The organism is uncultured Lutibacter sp. (genome assembly GCF_937891065.1).
Classification (GTDB): domain Bacteria; phylum Bacteroidota; class Bacteroidia; order Flavobacteriales; family Flavobacteriaceae; genus Lutibacter.
The window spans coordinates 1-19,332 of record NZ_CALAEQ010000107.1 but is presented as its reverse complement, the minus strand read 5'-3'; the positions used below and the strand labels follow the sequence as shown (position 1 = coordinate 19,332).

Annotated in this window: 18 protein-coding genes; 16 read left to right on the top strand and 2 right to left on the bottom strand. The window is 29.6% G+C overall.

Annotation, left to right across the window (positions count from 1 at the left end; genetic code table 11):
• Positions 1–55 precede the first annotated feature (55 nt).
• The gene (locus Q0352_RS06325; protein WP_299525316.1) at positions 56–748 is read right to left on the bottom strand and encodes a hypothetical protein; all 693 of its coding nucleotides are present in this window, start codon (positions 746–748) and stop codon (positions 56–58) included.
• A gap of 128 nt (positions 749–876) precedes the next feature.
• Between Q0352_RS06325 and Q0352_RS06320 the strand changes: the two genes are divergently transcribed.
• The 7 genes from Q0352_RS06320 to Q0352_RS06290 all read left to right on the top strand — a co-directional run bounded on the left by Q0352_RS06320 (position 877) and on the right by Q0352_RS06290 (position 9,823).
• The gene (locus Q0352_RS06320; RefSeq protein ID WP_299525313.1) at positions 877–1,329 is read left to right on the top strand and encodes a MarR family transcriptional regulator; all 453 of its coding nucleotides are present in this window, start codon (positions 877–879) and stop codon (positions 1,327–1,329) included.
• Between the two features lie 18 nt (positions 1,330–1,347).
• Positions 1,348–3,747, top strand: coding sequence for a 3-hydroxyacyl-CoA dehydrogenase/enoyl-CoA hydratase family protein (locus Q0352_RS06315; RefSeq protein ID WP_299525310.1), 2,400 nt, complete (start codon positions 1,348–1,350; stop codon positions 3,745–3,747).
• Between the two features lie 4 nt (positions 3,748–3,751).
• Complete coding sequence (locus Q0352_RS06310; RefSeq protein WP_299525307.1) at positions 3,752–4,936, top strand: acetyl-CoA C-acyltransferase; 1,185 nt, start codon at positions 3,752–3,754, stop codon at positions 4,934–4,936.
• 29 nt (positions 4,937–4,965) lie between these two features.
• Positions 4,966–6,759 (top strand): acyl-CoA dehydrogenase family protein, encoded by a 1,794-nt coding sequence (locus Q0352_RS06305; protein ID WP_299525304.1) that lies wholly within the window; start codon positions 4,966–4,968, stop codon positions 6,757–6,759.
• A gap of 161 nt (positions 6,760–6,920) precedes the next feature.
• Positions 6,921–7,337 carry a hypothetical protein gene (locus Q0352_RS06300; protein ID WP_299525302.1) on the top strand — a complete coding sequence of 139 codons (417 nt, stop codon included), beginning with the start codon at positions 6,921–6,923 and terminating at the stop codon, positions 7,335–7,337.
• A 37-nt stretch (positions 7,338–7,374) separates the two neighbouring features.
• Positions 7,375–8,136, top strand: coding sequence for an MBL fold metallo-hydrolase (locus Q0352_RS06295; protein WP_299525299.1), 762 nt, complete (start codon positions 7,375–7,377; stop codon positions 8,134–8,136).
• A gap of 34 nt (positions 8,137–8,170) precedes the next feature.
• Complete coding sequence (locus Q0352_RS06290; protein ID WP_299525296.1) at positions 8,171–9,823, top strand: M28 family metallopeptidase; 1,653 nt, start codon at positions 8,171–8,173, stop codon at positions 9,821–9,823.
• A 1-nt stretch (position 9,824) separates the two neighbouring features.
• Here the strand turns inward: Q0352_RS06290 and Q0352_RS06285 are convergent, their stop codons facing one another.
• The gene (locus Q0352_RS06285) at positions 9,825–11,093 is read right to left on the bottom strand and encodes a DUF2851 family protein (RefSeq protein ID WP_299525293.1); all 1,269 of its coding nucleotides are present in this window, start codon (positions 11,091–11,093) and stop codon (positions 9,825–9,827) included.
• 115 nt (positions 11,094–11,208) lie between these two features.
• On the opposite strand from Q0352_RS06285, the gene Q0352_RS06280 reads away from it, so the two are divergent.
• The 9 genes from Q0352_RS06280 (at position 11,209) to Q0352_RS06240 (ending at position 19,099) form a co-directional block, all read left to right on the top strand.
• Complete coding sequence (locus Q0352_RS06280; protein WP_299525290.1) at positions 11,209–11,841, top strand: NAD(P)H-dependent oxidoreductase; 633 nt, start codon at positions 11,209–11,211, stop codon at positions 11,839–11,841.
• 16 nt (positions 11,842–11,857) lie between these two features.
• Positions 11,858–13,324 carry an aminoacyl-histidine dipeptidase gene (locus Q0352_RS06275; RefSeq protein ID WP_299525287.1) on the top strand — a complete coding sequence of 489 codons (1,467 nt, stop codon included), beginning with the start codon at positions 11,858–11,860 and terminating at the stop codon, positions 13,322–13,324.
• Between the two features lie 213 nt (positions 13,325–13,537).
• A complete protein-coding gene (locus Q0352_RS06270; protein WP_299525284.1) occupies positions 13,538–14,311 on the top strand; it encodes a ParA family protein in 774 nt (257 codons plus the stop codon).
• Positions 14,304–15,203, top strand: coding sequence for a ParB/RepB/Spo0J family partition protein (locus Q0352_RS06265; protein WP_299525281.1), 900 nt, complete (start codon positions 14,304–14,306; stop codon positions 15,201–15,203). The genes Q0352_RS06270 and Q0352_RS06265 overlap by 8 nt, the downstream gene beginning before the upstream one ends.
• Positions 15,203–15,778, top strand: a complete 576-nt coding sequence (locus tag Q0352_RS06260; RefSeq protein WP_299525278.1) for a DUF5683 domain-containing protein — start codon at positions 15,203–15,205, stop codon at positions 15,776–15,778. Before Q0352_RS06265 ends, Q0352_RS06260 begins: the two co-directional genes overlap by 1 nt.
• Position 15,779: 1 nt before the next feature.
• Positions 15,780–16,484 carry a 4-hydroxy-tetrahydrodipicolinate reductase gene (gene dapB / locus Q0352_RS06255; protein ID WP_299525275.1) on the top strand — a complete coding sequence of 235 codons (705 nt, stop codon included), beginning with the start codon at positions 15,780–15,782 and terminating at the stop codon, positions 16,482–16,484.
• A gap of 18 nt (positions 16,485–16,502) precedes the next feature.
• Entirely contained in the window at positions 16,503–18,047 is a 1,545-nt protein-coding gene (lepB, locus tag Q0352_RS06250; RefSeq protein ID WP_299525272.1) for a signal peptidase I, read from the top strand.
• 117 nt (positions 18,048–18,164) lie between these two features.
• Positions 18,165–18,779, top strand: a complete 615-nt coding sequence (locus tag Q0352_RS06245) for a WbqC family protein (protein WP_299525269.1) — start codon at positions 18,165–18,167, stop codon at positions 18,777–18,779.
• Positions 18,780–18,781: 2 nt separating this feature from the next.
• On the top strand, positions 18,782–19,099 hold the full coding sequence (locus Q0352_RS06240) for a DUF6122 family protein (RefSeq protein ID WP_367274605.1): 318 nt from the start codon (positions 18,782–18,784) through the stop codon (positions 19,097–19,099).
• Positions 19,100–19,332 lie beyond the last annotated feature (233 nt).

The following is a 19,332-nucleotide window of genomic DNA, read 5'->3' as shown; positions in this document are numbered from 1 at the left end:
ACGAAAATAATTTTATTTTATCAGAAACAGGTTAAACTTTTACTAAAATTAAAAATCACATGAGTTTATCAATATATTTTTGTTGAATTGTTTTTAACATTTCAACTGTAGCCTTAGGTTTTACAATACGTAATATTTCAGTAATGCCATCATTTTCATATAAAATTCCTTTAGCTATATCATAGTTTCTATCTGCAATATTATTTTTGACTTCAAAGGTGATTTTTCTAAAATTTTCCCAAGTCATATACTTTGGAACTTCTACGTAATAGGTATCATCTTCATCTTTAGAATGATAGATGCCTTTTTCTAATTCTTCAATATTAATAAATCTATTAATTCTAATTAATGCATCAACATCATGAAATTTTTCACTTTTGGCAAAATCATAACCTTCATCAAAATAATATTGTTGAATTTGAGCAATTTCAGGATATTTAATTATTCCTTTTACTCGTACTCCATTTAATTTACGATCTTTTATGGTTATCTCACATTTCGCTCCATGAAGTTGTAAACCATATTTTTTATTAATTTTATTCGTAACACGTAAAATTTTCTCAAATGAATTAGGCGTTTTAGTAACAAAAATTATGGAGTTTGGTTTCTCTACTTCTGTAAATCTTCCATAATAATTTTTATAAGGATCAGGAACATTTATAACAAATGTTTTAGGCATTTTATTTTCATCAACTGTATCAATATTCTCTTGTATAATAATTTTTCCTATAAGCTCTCTGGTTCCCATAATATTTATATTTATTTTAATGATTTAAACTTATTCTTTTTTTTGATAATAAACAAACAAAAGTTACACAACAATATAATTTTTTAAAATTTATTATGCGTGCATAGTATTTTTATATATATTTGGGAATGCAAAAGGAAAAAACCATCGATCATACATTAAGAGCTACATGGCAAATGGTAGCAAAAATGTATAATGAACAGGCCACAAAACATGAGAGTACCATGGCAATGGCTTTTGTGCTATTAAATATTGATAAAGAAAAAGGAACGCCATCTACTTCATTAGGCCCATTAATGGGAATGGAACCTACAAGTCTTTCTCGTATTTTAAAAAGCATGGAAGAAAAAGGGGCTATATATAGAGAGAAAAACCCTAATGATGGGCGCGGAGTTCTTATAAAACTTACAGATTTTGGTATTGAGAAAAGAAATATCTCAAAACAATATGTTATTAAGTTTAACCAAACTGTTAATGAACATGTTTCAGCTGAAAAAATAAAAAACTTTTTTGAAGTTACTGAAACGATCAATGATTTAATAAGTAACAAAATGATTTTTGGAATTAATTCGACTAAATAAAAATATAAACTCAAAACAATGAAAAGACCAATAAAAAAAGTAGCTGTAATTGGTTCCGGTATTATGGGATCAGGTATTGCCTGTCATTTTGCAAACATTGGTGTAGAAGTTTTGTTACTGGATATAGTTCCTCGTGAATTAAATACAGTAGAAAAAACAAAAGGACTTACACTAGAAAGTAAGGTGGTACGAAACAGAATAGTTAATGATAGTTTAATGGCTTCATTAAAATCTAAACCGTCACCTATTTACAATCAAAAATTTGCCAGTAGAATTTCCACTGGGAACTTAGATGATGATATTTCTAAAATTAAAGATGTTGATTGGGTAATTGAAGTTGTTGTTGAGCGTCTTGATATTAAAAAATCAGTATTTGAAAAAGTTGAAAAATATCGTACACCTGGTACTTTAGTTTCTTCAAATACTTCTGGTATTCCTATAAAATTTATGAGCGAAGGCAGAAGTGATGATTTTAAGCAACATTTTGCCGTAACACACTTTTTTAACCCGGTTCGTTATTTAAAATTATTTGAAGTTGTTCCTGGACCAGACTGTAAACAAGAAGTTACAGACTTTTTAATGATGTACGGTGAAAAATTCTTAGGAAAAACATCTGTTTTAGCAAAGGATACACCTGCTTTTATTGGAAATAGAGTTGGAATTTTTGGAATTATGAGTTTATTCCATCAAGTTAAAGAATTAGGTTTAACAGTTGAAGAAGTTGATAAATTAACAGGTCCAGTTATTGGTAGACCAAAATCTGCAACTTTTAGAACTGTTGATGTTGTTGGTTTAGATACGTTAGTTCACGTTTCTAACGGAATATACGAAAACTGTCCTGATGACGAAGCTCACGATTTATTTAAACTACCAACCTTCATCAATACCATGATGGAAAACAATTGGTTAGGAAGTAAAACTAAGCAAGGTTTTTACAAAATGGTTATTGAAAACGGTCAAAAAAATATTTTATCGTTAGATTTAAACACACTTGAATATCGCCCAAGTAAAAAAGCGAAATTTGCAACACTTGAAATGACTAAAACTATTGATAATGTTATTGATAGATTTAGAGTGCTTATAAAAGGAAAAGACAAAGCAGGTGAATTTTATAGAAAGAATTTTGCAGCAATGTTTGGTTATGTTCAAAATCGTATTCCTGAAATTTCAGATGAATTGTATCGTTTAGATGATGCTATGAAAGCTGGTTTTGGTTGGGAACATGGCCCATTCGAAATTTGGGATTCCATTGGAATTGAAAAAGGTATCGAATTAATGCAAGCCGAAAATATTCCTGTTGCTAATTGGGTAACTGAAATGCTTGAAACCGGAAATAAGACTTTCTACGCTTTAAAAGAAGGAGCTAAGTATTTCTATGATGTTCCTTCAAAAAAACAAGAAAAAATACCTGGACAAGATAGTTTTATCATTCTAAATAATGTTAGAGAAGCTAAAACAATTTGGTCTAATGCAGGTGCATCTATTCAACATTTGGGAGATGGAGTTTTAAACGTAGAATTTCAATCTAAAATGAACACATTAGGTGGCGAAGTTTTACAAGCCATAAATAAAGGAATAGATTTAGCTGAAACTGAATACGACGCAGTAATTTTAGGAAATCAAGCTCCTAACTTTTCAGTTGGTGCAAATTTAGCAATGGCATTTATGATGGCTATTGAACAGGAATATGATGAACTTAATATGTCTGTAAAATATTTTCAAGACACTGTTATGCGTTTACGCTATTCATCATGTCCAACAATTATTGCTCCGCACGGATACACTTTTGGTGGTGCTTGTGAAATGAGCATGCACGCAGATAAAGTAGTTGCTGCTGCTGAAACTTATATTGGTTTAGTTGAATTTGGAGTAGGAATTATTCCCGGTGGAGCTGGTTCAAAAGAAATGGCAAAAAGAGCTTCTGATGGTTTATTGAAAGATGATGTTAAACTTAATAAACTACGTGATTATTTTATAAATGTAGCCATGGCTAATGTTGCAACATCTGCACACGAAGCGTTCGATTTAGGTTTCTTTAAAAAACATAAAGACATTGTTGTTGTTAATAAAGACCGTCAAATTGCAACTGCAAAACGTCATGCAATTTTGATGCTTGAAGATGGTTATACCAAACCAGCTCCTGAAAAAGTATTAGTATATGGACAACAAGCTTTAGGTATGTTTTTAGTAGGAACTGACAGTTTAGAAAAAGGACATTATGCATCTGAGCACGATAAAAAAATAGCAAACAAATTGGGTTATGTAATGGCTGGTGGAGATTTATCTGAACCTACTTTGGTTTCAGAACAATATCTATTAGACTTGGAACGTGAAGCTTTTATGAGTTTAATGACTGAACGTAAAACATTAGAGCGAATTGAGCATATGTTAAAAACTGGTAAACCTTTAAGAAACTAAAAACATGAAAACAGCATATATAGTACAAGGATATAGAACAGCAGTTGGAAAAGCACCAAAAGGAGTTTTTAGGTTTAAAAGACCTGATGAATTGGCTGCTGAAACAATTGAACATTTATTAAAAGATTTTCCACAATTAGACAAAAAAAGAATTGATGATGTAATTGTTGGAAATGCCATGCCTGAAGCTGAGCAAGGGTTAAATATGGGACGATTAATTTCATTAATGGGATTAAAAATTGATGATGTTCCAGGAATGACAGTGAATCGTTACTGCGCATCAGGATTAGAAACTGTAAGTATTGCCGTTGCTAAAATTCAATCTGGAATGGCCGATTGTATAATTGCAGGTGGTGTAGAAAGCATGAGTTATATTCCGATGGGTGGTTATCGTCCAGTTCCAAATTATAAATCAGCTAAAGAAGGGCACGAAGATTATTATTGGGGAATGGGATTAACAGCTGAAGCTGTTGCTAAACAATTTAAAGTTTCTCGTGAAGATCAAGATGAATTTTCTTTTAAATCACATATGAAAGCACTAGAAGCTCAAGCTCAAGATAAATTCAATGATGATATTGTTCCTATTACTGTTGAGAATATATTTCTAGATGATAATGGGAAAAAACAAACAAAAAATTATACAGTCACATCTGATGAAGGTCCACGAAAAGGAACATCTATAGAAGCTTTAGCTAAATTACGTCCTGTTTTTGCAAATGGAGGAAGTGTTACAGCTGGTAATTCATCTCAAATGAGTGATGGAGCAGCATTTTTATTAGTAATGAGTGAAGAAATGGTAAAAGAATTAAATATTGAGCCTATTGCTCGCATGGTTTCATTTGCAGCTGTTGGTGTTGAGCCAAGAATTATGGGAATTGGCCCTGTAAAAGCAATTCCAAAGGCCTTAAAACAAGCTAACTTAACGTTAAACGATATCGATTTAATTGAATTAAATGAAGCGTTTGCCTCACAATCCTTAGCCGTTATGCGTGAATTAAATATCAACCAAGATATTGTAAATGTTAATGGAGGGGCTATTGCAATGGGACATCCGCTAGGTTGTACTGGAGCAAAACTCTCTGTTCAATTATTTAATGAAATGCGAAGACGTAAAAACAAATATGGTATTGTAACCATGTGTGTTGGAACAGGGCAAGGTGCAGCAGGAGTTTACGAATTATTAAAATAAAAAATCTAAAATCTAAATAGTAACTTAAAATGGCAACAATAAAAGGAGGAGAATTCCTAATCAAAGAAATTAAGTCTGAAGATATTTTTATTTCAGAAGAGTTTAGTGAAGAACAAAAAATGATGAAAGATGCGGTTATTGAATTTATTGACCGTGAAGTTTGGCCACATAAAGAACGATTTGAAAAGAAAGATTATGCATTAACTGAAGAAGTAATGCGTAAAGCTGGAGAAATGGGATTTTTAGGCGTTTCAATTCCTCAAAAATATGGCGGAATTGGAATGGGATTTGTATCAACAATGTTAGTAACTGATTATATTTCATCAGCAACAGGTTCTGTTGGAACAGCTTTTGGTGCGCATACCGGAATTGGAACAATGCCAATTTTTCTGTATGGTACTGAAGATCAAAAACAAAAATATTTACCATTATTAACATCTGGTGAAAAATTTGGTGCATATTGTTTAACTGAACCGGGAGCAGGTAGCGATGCTAATTCCGGAAAAACAACTGCAGAATTAACTGCAGATGGCAAACATTATAAAATTAATGGACAAAAAATGTGGATTTCAAATGCAGGTTTCGCTGAAATTTTCATTGTTTTTGGTCGTATTGAAAAAGATAAAAACATCACTGCTTTTATTTTAGATTTTGATAAAAATAATCCAAATGGTATTACATTAGGTGAAGAAGAAAACAAATTAGGAATTACGTCTTCTTCAACACGACAAGTATTCTTTAATGATACTTTAGTACCTGTTGAAAATATGTTATCTGACCGAGGTGAAGGTTTTAAAATTGCTTTAAACTCTTTAAATGTTGGTCGTATTAAATTAGGTGCAGCTTGTTTAGATGCTAGTAGAAGAATTATTACTGAGTCTGTTAATTATGGAAATGAACGTATCCAATTTAAAACAGCAATTTCTAATTTTGGTGCTATTCAGAAAAAATATGCCGAAATGAGTGCTAAAACTTTTGCTCTTGATGCTGGTTGTTACAGATCAGCTAAAGACATACAAAATATGATTGATGCTTTATTGGCAGACGGTAAAACTCATCAAGAAGCGGAATTAACAGCTTTTAGTGAATATGCTATTGAATGTGCAATTATTAAAGTGTATGGTTCTGAAGTTTCTCAATTTGTATCTGATGAAGGGATTCAAATTTTTGGAGGTATGGGATTCTCGAAAGACACACCTATGGAAAGTGCTTGGAGAGATGCTCGTATTACTAGAATTTATGAAGGAACTAATGAGATTAATAGACTTTTAACCGTTGGAATGTTGCTTAAAAAAGCAATGAAAGGCCAAATTGACTTATTAACACCAGCAATGGAAGTTGGTAATAGTTTAATGGGAATTCCTTCTTTTGAAACACCTGATTTTTCTGAATTATTATCAGAAGAAAAAGCCATGATTGCTAAATTAAAAAAAGCTTTTTTAATGATTGCAGGAAAAGCGGTACAAACATATGGAGCTGAATTAGAAAACCATCAACAATTAATTTTAGCTGCTGCTGAAGTAATGATTGAAGTTTATATGGCTGAATCTGCGCTATTAAAAGCTGAAAAAATTGTAAAATTAACCTCTGAAAAAGAAGGTGAAATTCAAATAGCAATGGCTAAATTAAATTTATACAATGCTGTTGAAAAAACAACTAGCTTTGGAAAAGAGGCTGTTCTTTACTTCTCAGAAGGTGATGAACAAAGAATGATGCTTATGGGCTTAAAACGATTTACCAAATACGTAATCAACCCAAATCCAATAGCATTACGTAAGGTTATTGCTTCTAAAGTTATCGCTGAAAACAAGTATTGTTTCTAGACTTAACTTAGATTTATTTAAATACTCATTAAAAAACTGTAACAATATTGTTACAGTTTTTTCATTAATCACTAAAAATTTGATGATTTTTTTTGTAATTTTATAGTAGACAAATAGTTCTTACCTCTACCTCGATTGTTTAAAACTTAAAATTAACAATTATGAAAAAAAACATTGGAATTTGGATTGACACTAAACAAGCTGTAATTATTAAGCTTTCAAATGATACCCATTCTGTTAAAGTTATTGAATCAAATATTGAAACTAGAGAACGTATTGATGGAGAATCAAAAAAATACGGTAGGTTTGGAGGACAGTTTATGACTTTTGAAAAAAATAAATTAAATCGTAAAATTGAACAAACTAATCAGTACGTAAAAAATTTATTAAAAGAAGTTGAAAAATGTGAATCGGTAGTTTTGTTTGGACCTTCAAATATGAAAAATATTCTTGAAAAAGAACTTAAAAGCAATATGCAACTTGCTGATAAATTAATTGGAGTTTCTAATTCAACACTATTAACTGAAAATCAAATGGTTGCTTGGGTAAAAGATTTTTATAAAGAAATAAAAATCTAAATAATAATTAAAATAAAATCAAAAAAAGCACTTGTTCATGAAATTAAAAACAATTTCACTATTTATACTATTTCTAATTTCTAACTTTAGTTGGAGCCAAAATTCAACAATTGAAACCCATAAAACAAATAACGGAGAAATAAAAATTAAGCCAATTTTACACAGTAGTTTTGTACTAACTTATAATAATAAAACCGTTTATGTTGATCCTTATGGTGGTGCTAATTTATATGTTGGATTAAAATCTCCTGATATTATACTAATAACTGATACTCATGGGGATCATTTAGATTTAGCAACATTAGACTCATTAGATACTTCAAAAGCTATTTTTATTGCTCCAAAAGCTGTGAAAGATCAATTGAAAGGTACGTATTTTGATAAAACTGAAGTTTTAGCTAACGGACAAGGTATTCACAGATTGGGCTTTTTTATAAAAGCTATTTCTATGTATAATTTACCTGAAGAAGCAGATTCAAAACACCCAAAAGGTAGAGGGAATGGTTATATTTTAACTGTTGATAACAAAAATATTTATATCTCAGGAGATACTGAAGATATTCCAGAAATGAGAATGCTTCAAAATATTGATATTGCTTTTATTTGTATGAATTTACCATATACAATGGATATAAAACAAGCTGCAAGTGCCGTTTTAGAATTTCAACCAAAAATTGTGTATCCTTTTCATTACAGAGGAAAAGATGGATTTAGCGATGTGAAAGAGTTTAAAAATAGTGTAAATTCAAAAAATAACACCATTGATGTTCGCTTACTAAAATGGTATCCAACCAATTAAATTTCATATACAAACAAACCCTAAACTTCTCAACATGAACATTTTATCAAAGTTCGTTCAAATTTCATTTATTCTACTAACAATCACAAGCTGTTCAAATATAGATCAAGCTAAAAAAGCTGAAAATTCAATTAATAAAATAGATTTGGAAAAGCACATTGTTACTTTATCTTCAGATGAGTTTCAAGGCAGAAAACCTTTTACTATTGGAGAAGAAAAGGCAACACAATATCTTGCTAATTCATTAAAAGAGATGGGCATAAAAGGAGCCTATAATGGTGATTATTTTCAAAATGTACCATTGGTTGAATTAAAATTTTCTCCCGATAAAAGCATTACTTTAAATACTGAAAATGGTGAATTAGTTTTAGAAAACGTTAAAGATTACATTGCTAAAACTCCCCATATTAAAGACTCAGTTCAAATAAAAGATGCTGAAATTATTTTTGCAGGGTATGGAATTGTAGCTCCAGAATATGGATGGAATGACTATAAAAACATAGATGTAAAGGATAAAATTGTTTTAGTTTTAGTGAATGACCCAGGTTTTGCAACACAAAATAAAAACCTTTTTAATGGTAATGCAATGACATATTATGGCAGATGGGCTTATAAATATGAAGAAGCAGCCAGACAAGGAGCTAAAGGGGTTCTTGTAATACATTCAACCAAACCTGCAGGTTATGGATGGCAGGTGTTAACAAACACATCAGGTTCTGGAATTTCAGATCAAGCTAAAGATTTAAATGCTAAAAAATGTGCCCTTGAAGGTTGGATTACTGATAATGCATGTAAATCACTATTTGAAAAGTCTGGACTTAATTTTGATGAACTTACTAAAAATGCTGAAAATTCCACTTTTAATGCTTTAAATTTAAACTGTAACTTAAACTTAACTATAAAAACAGCATTAAAATTTCAAAACAGCAAAAATGTTGTAGGAATAATTGAAGGAAGCAAACGCCCAGATGAATGTATTGTTTATAGTGCACATTGGGATCATTTTGGAATAGGCCCTATCCACAATGAAGATTCTATTTATAATGGAGCAATGGATAATGGAACAGCATTAGGAGCTATGTTAGAAACTGCAAAAGCTTTCAGTAAATTAGAGAACAAACCTGAAAGATCAATAGTATTTATTTTTGTTACTGCTGAAGAAACTGGAATGATTGGCTCAAGATTCTATGCCCAAAATGGATTTTCAACATCTAAAAATACAGTTGCAAACTTAAATTACGAATTACTATTACCAATGGGTAAAATGAAAGATGTAACCATTACAGGTTTCGGACAATCTGAATTAGATACGTATGTAGAACAAGCCGCAAAAGAACAAAATAGATATATCATTAACGAACCTTTCCCAGAAAATGGAATGTATTATAGATCCGATCATTTTAGTTTTGCAAAAGAAGGAATACCATCATTGTTTATAAAAGGCTGGCAAGACAGTAGAGAAAATGGTAAAGAATGGGCAAAAGAGCAAATTAATGCTTATTGGGCAAATGCTTATCACAAACCAACTGACGAGTATAATCCATTAACTTCTGATTTAGCAGGAATAGTAGAAGATGCGCAACTATTTTTTAAAATTGGATATAAATTGGCAAACGAATCTAGTTTTCCAAAATGGAATGAAAAGTCTGAATTTAAAGCTATTCGTGAAAAGTCAATGTTGAAATAATTTATTTCAATAGCTCTTTTCCTATTGAACATTGTAAACATAATTGTTTGTTACAATATTCATTTTTAAGCTGAATCAATGCCTGCGATTCAAAAGCATTATTACTTTTAATTTTTAAGTCATTAAAATTTGAAATAATAGTGTTTTTTTCAGGTTTAATTTGTTCAATAATTGATATTAAAGTGCTAAAATCGCTTTTCCCTAAACTTTTCAAATACATGAATTTCAGTGGAATAATCGTGTTTATTAATAATAAATCAACAAAAGATTTTGTGAGTTTTTTTTCGCTCGTTTTTGATTCTTTTTCAAAAGTATAATGTGTTTTCCAAAATTTAGAAGTTGAAACATTTAACAAATCATAATAACCCTCAATAGTATTTATTTCAATAATCTTTGAAAATAAATTTTGGTGAGTACCGTATAATGATGCTAGTTGAGATAACCGTATTGTTGGAAAATTATTTGGACGCAATCTAAAAAATTGTACTTGATTATTTGAAATTGGAATCAACTTAAATTTTAACTTTAAATAATCATACTGCTCTTTTAATTTTATAAAATATACTGATTCAGAAGTTTTCGATAACAAGCCCGCTTGTCCAAAAAACAATGCCTCTAATTCGTCTGGTTTAAATGAAACTTTTCTAACAATTGAAAAATCGAAGGAATTTGCAAAATTCATAAAAGCATCTGCATTAATTTTTAACCCAAAATTCTTCGCTAACAAAACAAACAAAGTTGATTCCCAATCTGTATTCGTTTTTGTTAATATTTGCTGAATTTGTATCGATTTTTGTTCCAATCGTTCAAAATAAAGTCGTTCAAACCAATGTGCAAGTACAAACGAATTTATAGTACTAATATCATTTTCACAATTAATCCATTTTTTGGTTTTGCTAAAAAGTTGATTGTGTTTATTTAGTAAATCCTTCGATATATAATTTTTTAATTCTAATGTCGCAATTGCTTCATTTGATTTTCTAAAAATCTCAACATCATGTTCCCAAACTACATGTAAAATAACAGCATCATAATTTTCATCTACTTCATGATTATGAGCATACCAATCAGACGAATTGATATGAATCTCAACATTACCAGCCCAAAGTTGCTTGTTAATTGTAATTTTAGCATTTAAAAAATCAGGGCCAGAATTACTGTTTTCTATTCCTGTTGAAATTATTTCAATAATTTCGCCATTAACTGTTTGTAAGTTTTTAGATGAAAACAACTTAAGTTTCCATATAAAATGAAGTAAATTTTCTTTCATAGCTTTTTTAATAACTATAAAAGTAGAAATTAACTTTTAGTTATGAAAATTGAATCCATAAATCAGTCTGTTTTAGTATTTTTAAATTATTTTTGTAAGCATAAACTTTATAAAAATGAACATAATTAATAGTTTAGAGTGGAGATATGCAACTAAAAAATTTGATCCTTCTAAAAAACTTTCAAATCAACAAGTTGAAACTCTTAAAAAAGCTTTCAATTTAACTCCAACATCATTTGGTTTACAACCTATAAAAATGATTGTAATTTCAAATAAAGAACTTCAAGAAAAATTTGTAGAACATTCTTACTTTCAAAGAATGGTTGCTGATGCATCACATTTATTAGTTTTATGTATTGAAAATGATACAACTACTGAAAATATAAATGCTTACTTCGATTTAGAAAAAGACATAAGAGAAGTAAAAGAAGAAGAAATTTCTAACTTCAGAAAGCAACTTATTGGAATGTATGAATCTAAAACGCTTGAAGAAAAACAACAATCTGCAATTTATCAAACCTATATTGTTTTAGGAAATTTAATGACTGTTTGTGCTTTAGAAAAAATTGATGCTTGCCCAATGGAAGGTTTTGTACCTGAAAAAATTGATGAACTATTAAATTTAAAAAGCCTAAATTTAAAATCTGTTTTAATGTTACCTGTTGGATATAGAGCTGAAGATGATGTAATGATTGGAATGAAAAAAGTTAGAAAACCTTTGAATGAAACTGTATTAGAAATACAATAATAAAAATAATTTAGAAATGAGTAAAGATATTAGAGTACTAGAACCAACTACACTTTGGAATAATTTTGCAGATTTAAATGCTGTACCAAGAGGTTCAAAAAAAGAAGAAAAAGTAATACAATTTATGGTTGATTTTGGAAAAAAATTAAACCTAGATACTATAGTTGACCCTGTTGGAAATGTGATTATTAAAAAACCAGCTACTAAAGGTATGGAAAATCGCAAAACAGTTGTTTTGCAAAGTCATTTGGATATGGTTCATCAAAAAAATTCAGATACGGATTTTGATTTTGATACCGAAGGTATAAAAATGATAGTTGTAGATGGATGGGTTAAAGCTGATGGAACAACTCTTGGTGCCGATAACGGTCTAGGTGTTGCTGCAATAATGAGTATTTTAGCATCTACAGATATAAAGCATCCTGCTGTAGAAGCTTTATTCACTATTGATGAAGAAACTGGAATGACTGGCGCCATGGGATTACAAGCTGGTTATTTGGATGGAGAAATATTGTTAAATTTAGATACTGAAGAAGATGATGAAATAGATATTGGTTGTGCGGGAGGAATTGATATTACTGCTAAAAATGTGTATCATGAAGTTAATACACCTTCTACTAGTGTTGGTTTTTCAGTTTCTGTAACAGGTTTAAATGGTGGGCATTCAGGTATGGATATTCATAAAGGACTTGGAAATGCCAATAAAATAATGAATCGTTTATTATATGAATCTCAAGAACATCTAAGAATTTCTGAAATAAACGGTGGTAGTTTAAGAAATGCAATTCCGAGAGAAAGTTTTGCTTTAATTTCAGTTTATACTGCTAAAAAAGATACTTTTTTAAAGAAAACGAAAGCAACTATAAGTCAAATTCAAAATGAGTTTAAAACAGTCGATCCTAATTTAACTATTACAGTTACTGAAACAGTTGCTCCAAAAAAAGTAATGACTACTATTAGCCAAATTACATTACTTAATACTATTTACTCAGCTCATAATGGCGTTTATAGAATGAGTAATGATATGGAAAATTTAGTTGAAACTTCAAATAATGTAGCACGTGTAATTGTTAAAGATGAAGTAATTACAATTATGTGTTTAACAAGATCATCTGTAGAAACTTTAAAATTTGATTTAGTAAACACGCTAAAATCTACTTTTGAGTTAGCAGGATATAAAGTTACACTTTCTGGATCGTATCCAGGTTGGAAACCTAATGTAAAATCTCCAATATTAAATGTTTTAACGGAAACCTATGAAAAACTATTTGGAAGTAAAGCAGATGTTGTTGCTTGTCACGCTGGTTTAGAATGTGGTATTTTAGGAACAAATTATCCCGAAATGGATATGATTTCTTTTGGACCAACAATACAAGGAGCACATTCTCCAGATGAAAAAGCTAATATCAAATCAGCTCAAAAATTTTGGAAATATTTATTAGAAATTTTAGAAAACATTCCAGCTAAAAAAATAAAAAGATAAGCGTTATCAAAAATGCTTCAATCTATTATTTATAGTAAAGTCGAAAAATTTACATTGTTTATTTGTTAAGTTTTTCGACTTTATTAAATGTAACAAGTTAAGGTTAACCAATCTTTTAACTTATTATATTTTTATTCTTTTGTTAACATTATTCCCTTTTAAAAACCATAAATAATTGTATTTTTACAACTTATTTTAACACTATATTCTTTTATGGGTAAAATTATTGCAGTTGCAAATCAAAAAGGTGGTGTAGGTAAAACTACAACAACTATTAACCTAGCCGCCGCTTTAGGGGTGTTAGAAAAAAAGGTATTACTGATTGATGCAGATCCACAAGCAAATGCTTCCTCAGGACTTGGAATTATAGTTGAAGATGTAGAAATAGGAAGTTATCAATTATTAGAACATACCATTACTGCAAAAGAGGCAATTGTACCTACAAATTCACCAAATGTGGATATTATTCCATCGCATATTGATTTAGTTGCAATTGAAATTGAATTGGTTGATAAAGATAAACGAGAATATAAATTAAGAGAAGCACTTGAAGAAATCAAAGATGAATATGATTATATATTAATTGACTGTGCTCCTTCACTCGGTTTAATAACTTTAAATGCACTTGTTGCAGCTGATTCTGTAATTATACCTATCCAATGTGAATATTTTGCATTAGAAGGATTAGGGAAATTATTAAATACAATTAAAAGTGTTCAGAAAATACACAATACTAATTTAGATATTGAAGGCTTATTACTTACCATGTACGACTCTCGATTACGTCTTTCAAATCAAGTAGTAGAAGAAGTTAAAAAGCATTTTCAAAATATGGTTTTCAAAACTATTATTCAACGAAATGTGAGGTTAAGTGAAGCTCCAAGTTTTGGCGAAAGTATTATCGCATATGACGCAACAAGTAAAGGTGCTGTTAATTATATTAACTTAGCCAATGAAATTTTAAAACTAAACAATAAGGATGGCTAAAGCATTTAAAAAACAAGCGTTAGGAAGAGGATTATCTGCCTTATTAAATGATTCAAATTCAGATATTACATCTGCAAACGATAAAAATGCAGAAAAAATTGTAGGTTCTATTATTGAAATAGAAATGGATTTAATTGATGTAAATCCATTTCAACCAAGAACTTACTTTAATGAAGAAGCCTTACTGGAATTAGCAAGTTCCATAAAAGAATTAGGTGTTATTCAGCCAATTACCATTCGAAAATTAGAAGGAAATAAATTTCAACTTGTTTCTGGAGAAAGAAGATTTAGAGCTTCAAAATTAATAGGAAATACTACAATACCTGCATATATAAGAATTGCTAATGACCAAGAAATGCTTGAAATGGCATTGGTTGAAAACATACAACGTAAAGATTTAGATCCGATAGAGGTTGCACTTTCTTATCAACGATTAATTGATGAAATTGATTTAACACAAGAAGAAATGAGTCAACGCGTTGGTAAAAAACGTTCTACAATTAGTAATTATTTACGATTGTTAAAATTAGACCCAATTATTCAAACGGGGATGCGTGATGGTTTTTTATCAATGGGACACGGTAGAGCATTAATTAACATTGAAAATACTGAAGAACAACTAGGTATTTATGAGAAAATTCTTCAACAAAAATTATCCGTTCGTCAAACTGAATTATTAGTTAAAAATCTGAAAGAAGGACCTTCAATTGAAACTAAAAAAACTACTAAAACCGCTGAAACGCCTAAATTCATTTCAAATGGAATAAAAGCTTTTAGTGAATATTTTGGACATAAAATTGACATAAAATTAGCTGGAAAAGATAAAGGAAAAATTGTAATTCCTTTTCATTCAGAAGAAGATTTTAATAGACTAAAAAAACTACTAGAATAGTGATAAACAAACAGTTATACATATTTTTTTTAGTTATTGGTTTGACTGGTTTTCAAGGTTTTTCTCAAGAAAATGTTTTAAAAATTAAGAATACTATATTTGAGAATTCCTCAGCATACGATGCCCTTTCACCTTCAAAAGCAGCATTCTATTCAGCAATATTACCAGGTTTAGGACAAGCGTACAATAAAAAATATTGGAAAATTCCGTTTGTTTATGCAGCTCTTGGCTCAGGTGTATACATTTATACATTAAATAATGATAATTACCATAGAGCAAGAACAGCTTTTAAATTAAGAGAAAATGGTAAAATTGATGAATTTGATGGTTTAAATGGAAACCCTTATTTATCTGAAGACGCTTTAATTTCAGCGCAAAAAGGCTATAAAAAAGATAAAGATCTAGCATTATTAGTAACTGCTGGCTTATATATTTTACAGATAATTGAAGCAAGTACCAATGCTCACCTAATACAGCATAATGTAGATAATGCTTTAACAATTAAGCCTCAATTAATTAAAAACACAATGAACAATAGAACCATTGTTGGGGCGCAAATTAATTTCAAATTTTAAAATGAAAATAGCACTTTTAGGTTATGGAAAAATGGGTAAAACAATTGAACAAATTGCTTTACAGAAAGGTCATGAAATTGTACTAAAAGTTGATGAAACCACAAAAGAATACGATATTACAGTAGCTGACGTGGCTATTGATTTTAGCATTCCCTCAATTGCTTTTACTAATATTTCTAACTGTTTAAATAACAAAGTACCTGTTGTTAGTGGTACAACAGGGTGGCTAGATAAATTTGATGAAGCTACTAAACTTTGCATTGTTAATAAAAGTGCTTTTATTTACGCTTCTAATTTTAGTTTAGGTGTAAACATCTTTTTTGAATTAAATGAATATTTAGCTAAAATGATGGCAAATTTAGAGCAATATCAAATTTCAATGGAAGAAATTCATCATACTCAAAAATTAGATGAACCAAGCGGAACAGCTATTACATTGGCTGAAGGAATTATAAAACATACCAACAAAAATAATTGGGCTTTAAATGTAACAAATAACAAAAACGAATTACCTATAGTAGCAAAACGTATAGCTGGTGTTCCTGGAACTCATTCCATTGAATACAAATCCAATGTTGATACAATTGATATTAAACATACTGCACATAATAGAGATGGATTTGCTTTAGGTGCTCTGATTGCTGCAGAATGGTTGGTTGGAAAGGCAGGTGTTTTTACAATGAAAGACGTTTTAGGCTTAAAATAATATAAAAACTTACTAATTATGACAATGATTCAATGGTTTATATTTTTCATGATAATTCAAGTAATTCACTTTGTTGGAACATGGAAACTATACGTAAAAGCAGGTAGAAAATCTTGGGAAGCTTTAATTCCAGTTTACAACGCAATTATATTAATGAAAATAATAAACAGACCAACTTGGTGGGTTATTTTATTATTTATCCCAATTATAAATTTATTAATGTTTCCAGTAGTTTGGATTGAAACTATTAGAAGTTTTGGTAAAACCTCAACAATTGACTCATTTTTAGCAGTTTTAACTTTAGGATTTTACACCTACTATATAAATTATTTAACCAATGTTAATTATATTGAGGATAGAAGTTTAAAATCTAGAACTGAATTAGGGGAATGGGTAAGTTCAATTGTTTTTGCAATTGTTGCAGCCACATTGGTTCATACTTATTTTATGCAACCCTATACAATACCTACTTCTTCTTTGGAAAAATCTTTATTAGTGGGCGATTTTCTATTTGTAAGCAAGTTTCATTATGGTGCAAGACTTCCTATGACAACAATTGCTGCACCTATGGTTCATGATTCATTACCATTAACGAAGGCTAAATCTTATTTAAAAATTCCTCAACTTCCATATATTAGAATTCCAGGGTTCCAAGATATTAAAAGAAATGAAATTGTAGTTTTCAATTGGCCAGTTGATACTGTTCGATTTTTTAGAGATTACTCCAATATACATATAGATAAACCTATTGATAAAAAGTCAAACTACGTTAAGCGTTGTGTTGGTATACCAGGTGATTCATTAGAAATTAAAGATGGTTATATTTTTATTAATGGTAAACAAACTGCTTTACCAGATAGAGCAAAAACACAATATTTTAATACTGTAACTGTAGATGAAGGATTTAATCCTAATAGTTTAATGAACAGATACGGTTCAACTGAGTTACGCCAAGGACTAAATAATGGAGAATATTATGTTAATCTTACTGATGAAAATGCTTCAAAACTAAAAAATAATCCTTTAGTTAAAAGTGTAATAAAAGATCTTACTCCTAAAGGAAACTATAATAAAACTATATTCCCACATAACGAACAATATCCTTGGTCTGTAGATAATTTTGGTCCTGTTTATATTCCTGAAGAAGGAAAAACAGTTGAATTAAATGCTCAATCAATACCATTCTATAAAAGAATTATTGAAGTTTATGAAAAAAATAATGTTACCGTAAATGGTGATGAAATTTTTATAAATGGAAAATTAGCAACGGATTACACCTTCAAGCAAAATTATTATTGGATGATGGGTGATAACAGGCATAATTCTGAAGATGCTCGATTTTGGGGATATGTTCCCTTTGACCATGTCGTTGGTAAACCTGTTTTTGTATGGTTTAGCTGGGATACAAATGGACAAGGTTTAGGAGAGAAAATTAGATGGGAACGTGTTTTTACAACAGTTCATGGTAGCGGAAAACCAGTGTCTTACTTATACTATTTCTTAGGTATATTAGTCCTTTGGTATGGTACAAGTGTTTACCGAAAACGTAAGAAAGCGGAATAATATTTGTTATTTCTGCCAAGTCAGGAATCTAAAATTTTGAATTAAATAAATTCTTGCCTTTGCAAGAATGACAGCAAATTAAAATAAATAGACTGTCATTTTTAACTATCATTTGAAATGACCTTACTACAACCAACATATTTTTCACCAATAATTCAATACGTTGCAATTGCTAAATCTAAAGAAATTGTTTTTGAAGTAGAAGATAATTTTCAAAAACAAACCTATAGAAATCGTTGTTATATATACACTGCTGACGGAAAACATTCGTTAAACGTACCTATTCAACATAGTAAAGGCATCAAACAAAAAACAAAAGAAATAAAAATTGATTATAAGGATGATTGGCATAAAATTCAATTAAAAACTTTGGAAACGGCATACCGTTCATCACCTTTTTTCGAATTTTATATAGATGATTTAATCCCGATTTTTGAAAAAAGGATTCCATTTTTATTAGATTTAAATTTGAAGTGCCATGATTTTATTATGGATGCGTTACAATTAAAAATTCCAACTTCAAAAACTACAGAATTTCATAAAGAAGTAGCTACTTTAGATGCTCGCAGTTTAGCCGTAGCAAAATCTAAAACTATATTTAATTTAGAACGATATATTCAGGTTTTTGAACAAAATCATGGATTTATGTCTAACTTAAGTATCCTAGATTTACTATTTATGGAAGGCCCAAATGCTTTAAACTATTTAGAAAGTCAAACTCTTAACTTATAAATTTGGAAATTTTAAGATTTATTACACATTACGGAATGCACTTTGTTATTCCAGGAATAATAGCTTATTTATTTTTCAAAAATAATTGGAAAAAAGTATGGCTTATTTTTGTTTTAACAATGTTAGTAGATTTAGATCACTTAATTGCAACACCACTTTTTGATGCGACACGATGCAGTATTAATTTCCATCCACTACACTCCTATTATGCCATCGTTTTCTATGTAGGTTTACTTTTTTTTCCAAAAACAAGAATTATTGCCATTGGATTATTATTCCATATAATTACAGATGCCGTTGATTGTTTATGGATTACATAAAGCTCCCTATTTCTTCTTTTATTTTTTTATACTAAATACTTTCCTACAGCAAATCGACTCCGAAATTTACGTTTATTTTCTCTTCCTAATTTAAGAAAAAGTCCTTCTAAAAATAAATTTAAGAACCACTTTCAAATGCCTAAATATGAGTATATATTTTGTTCAAATTAAAAATAAACATATTTATAATACTGATAATTAACATTTTAAAAAAAATAAATTTATTGAATTTT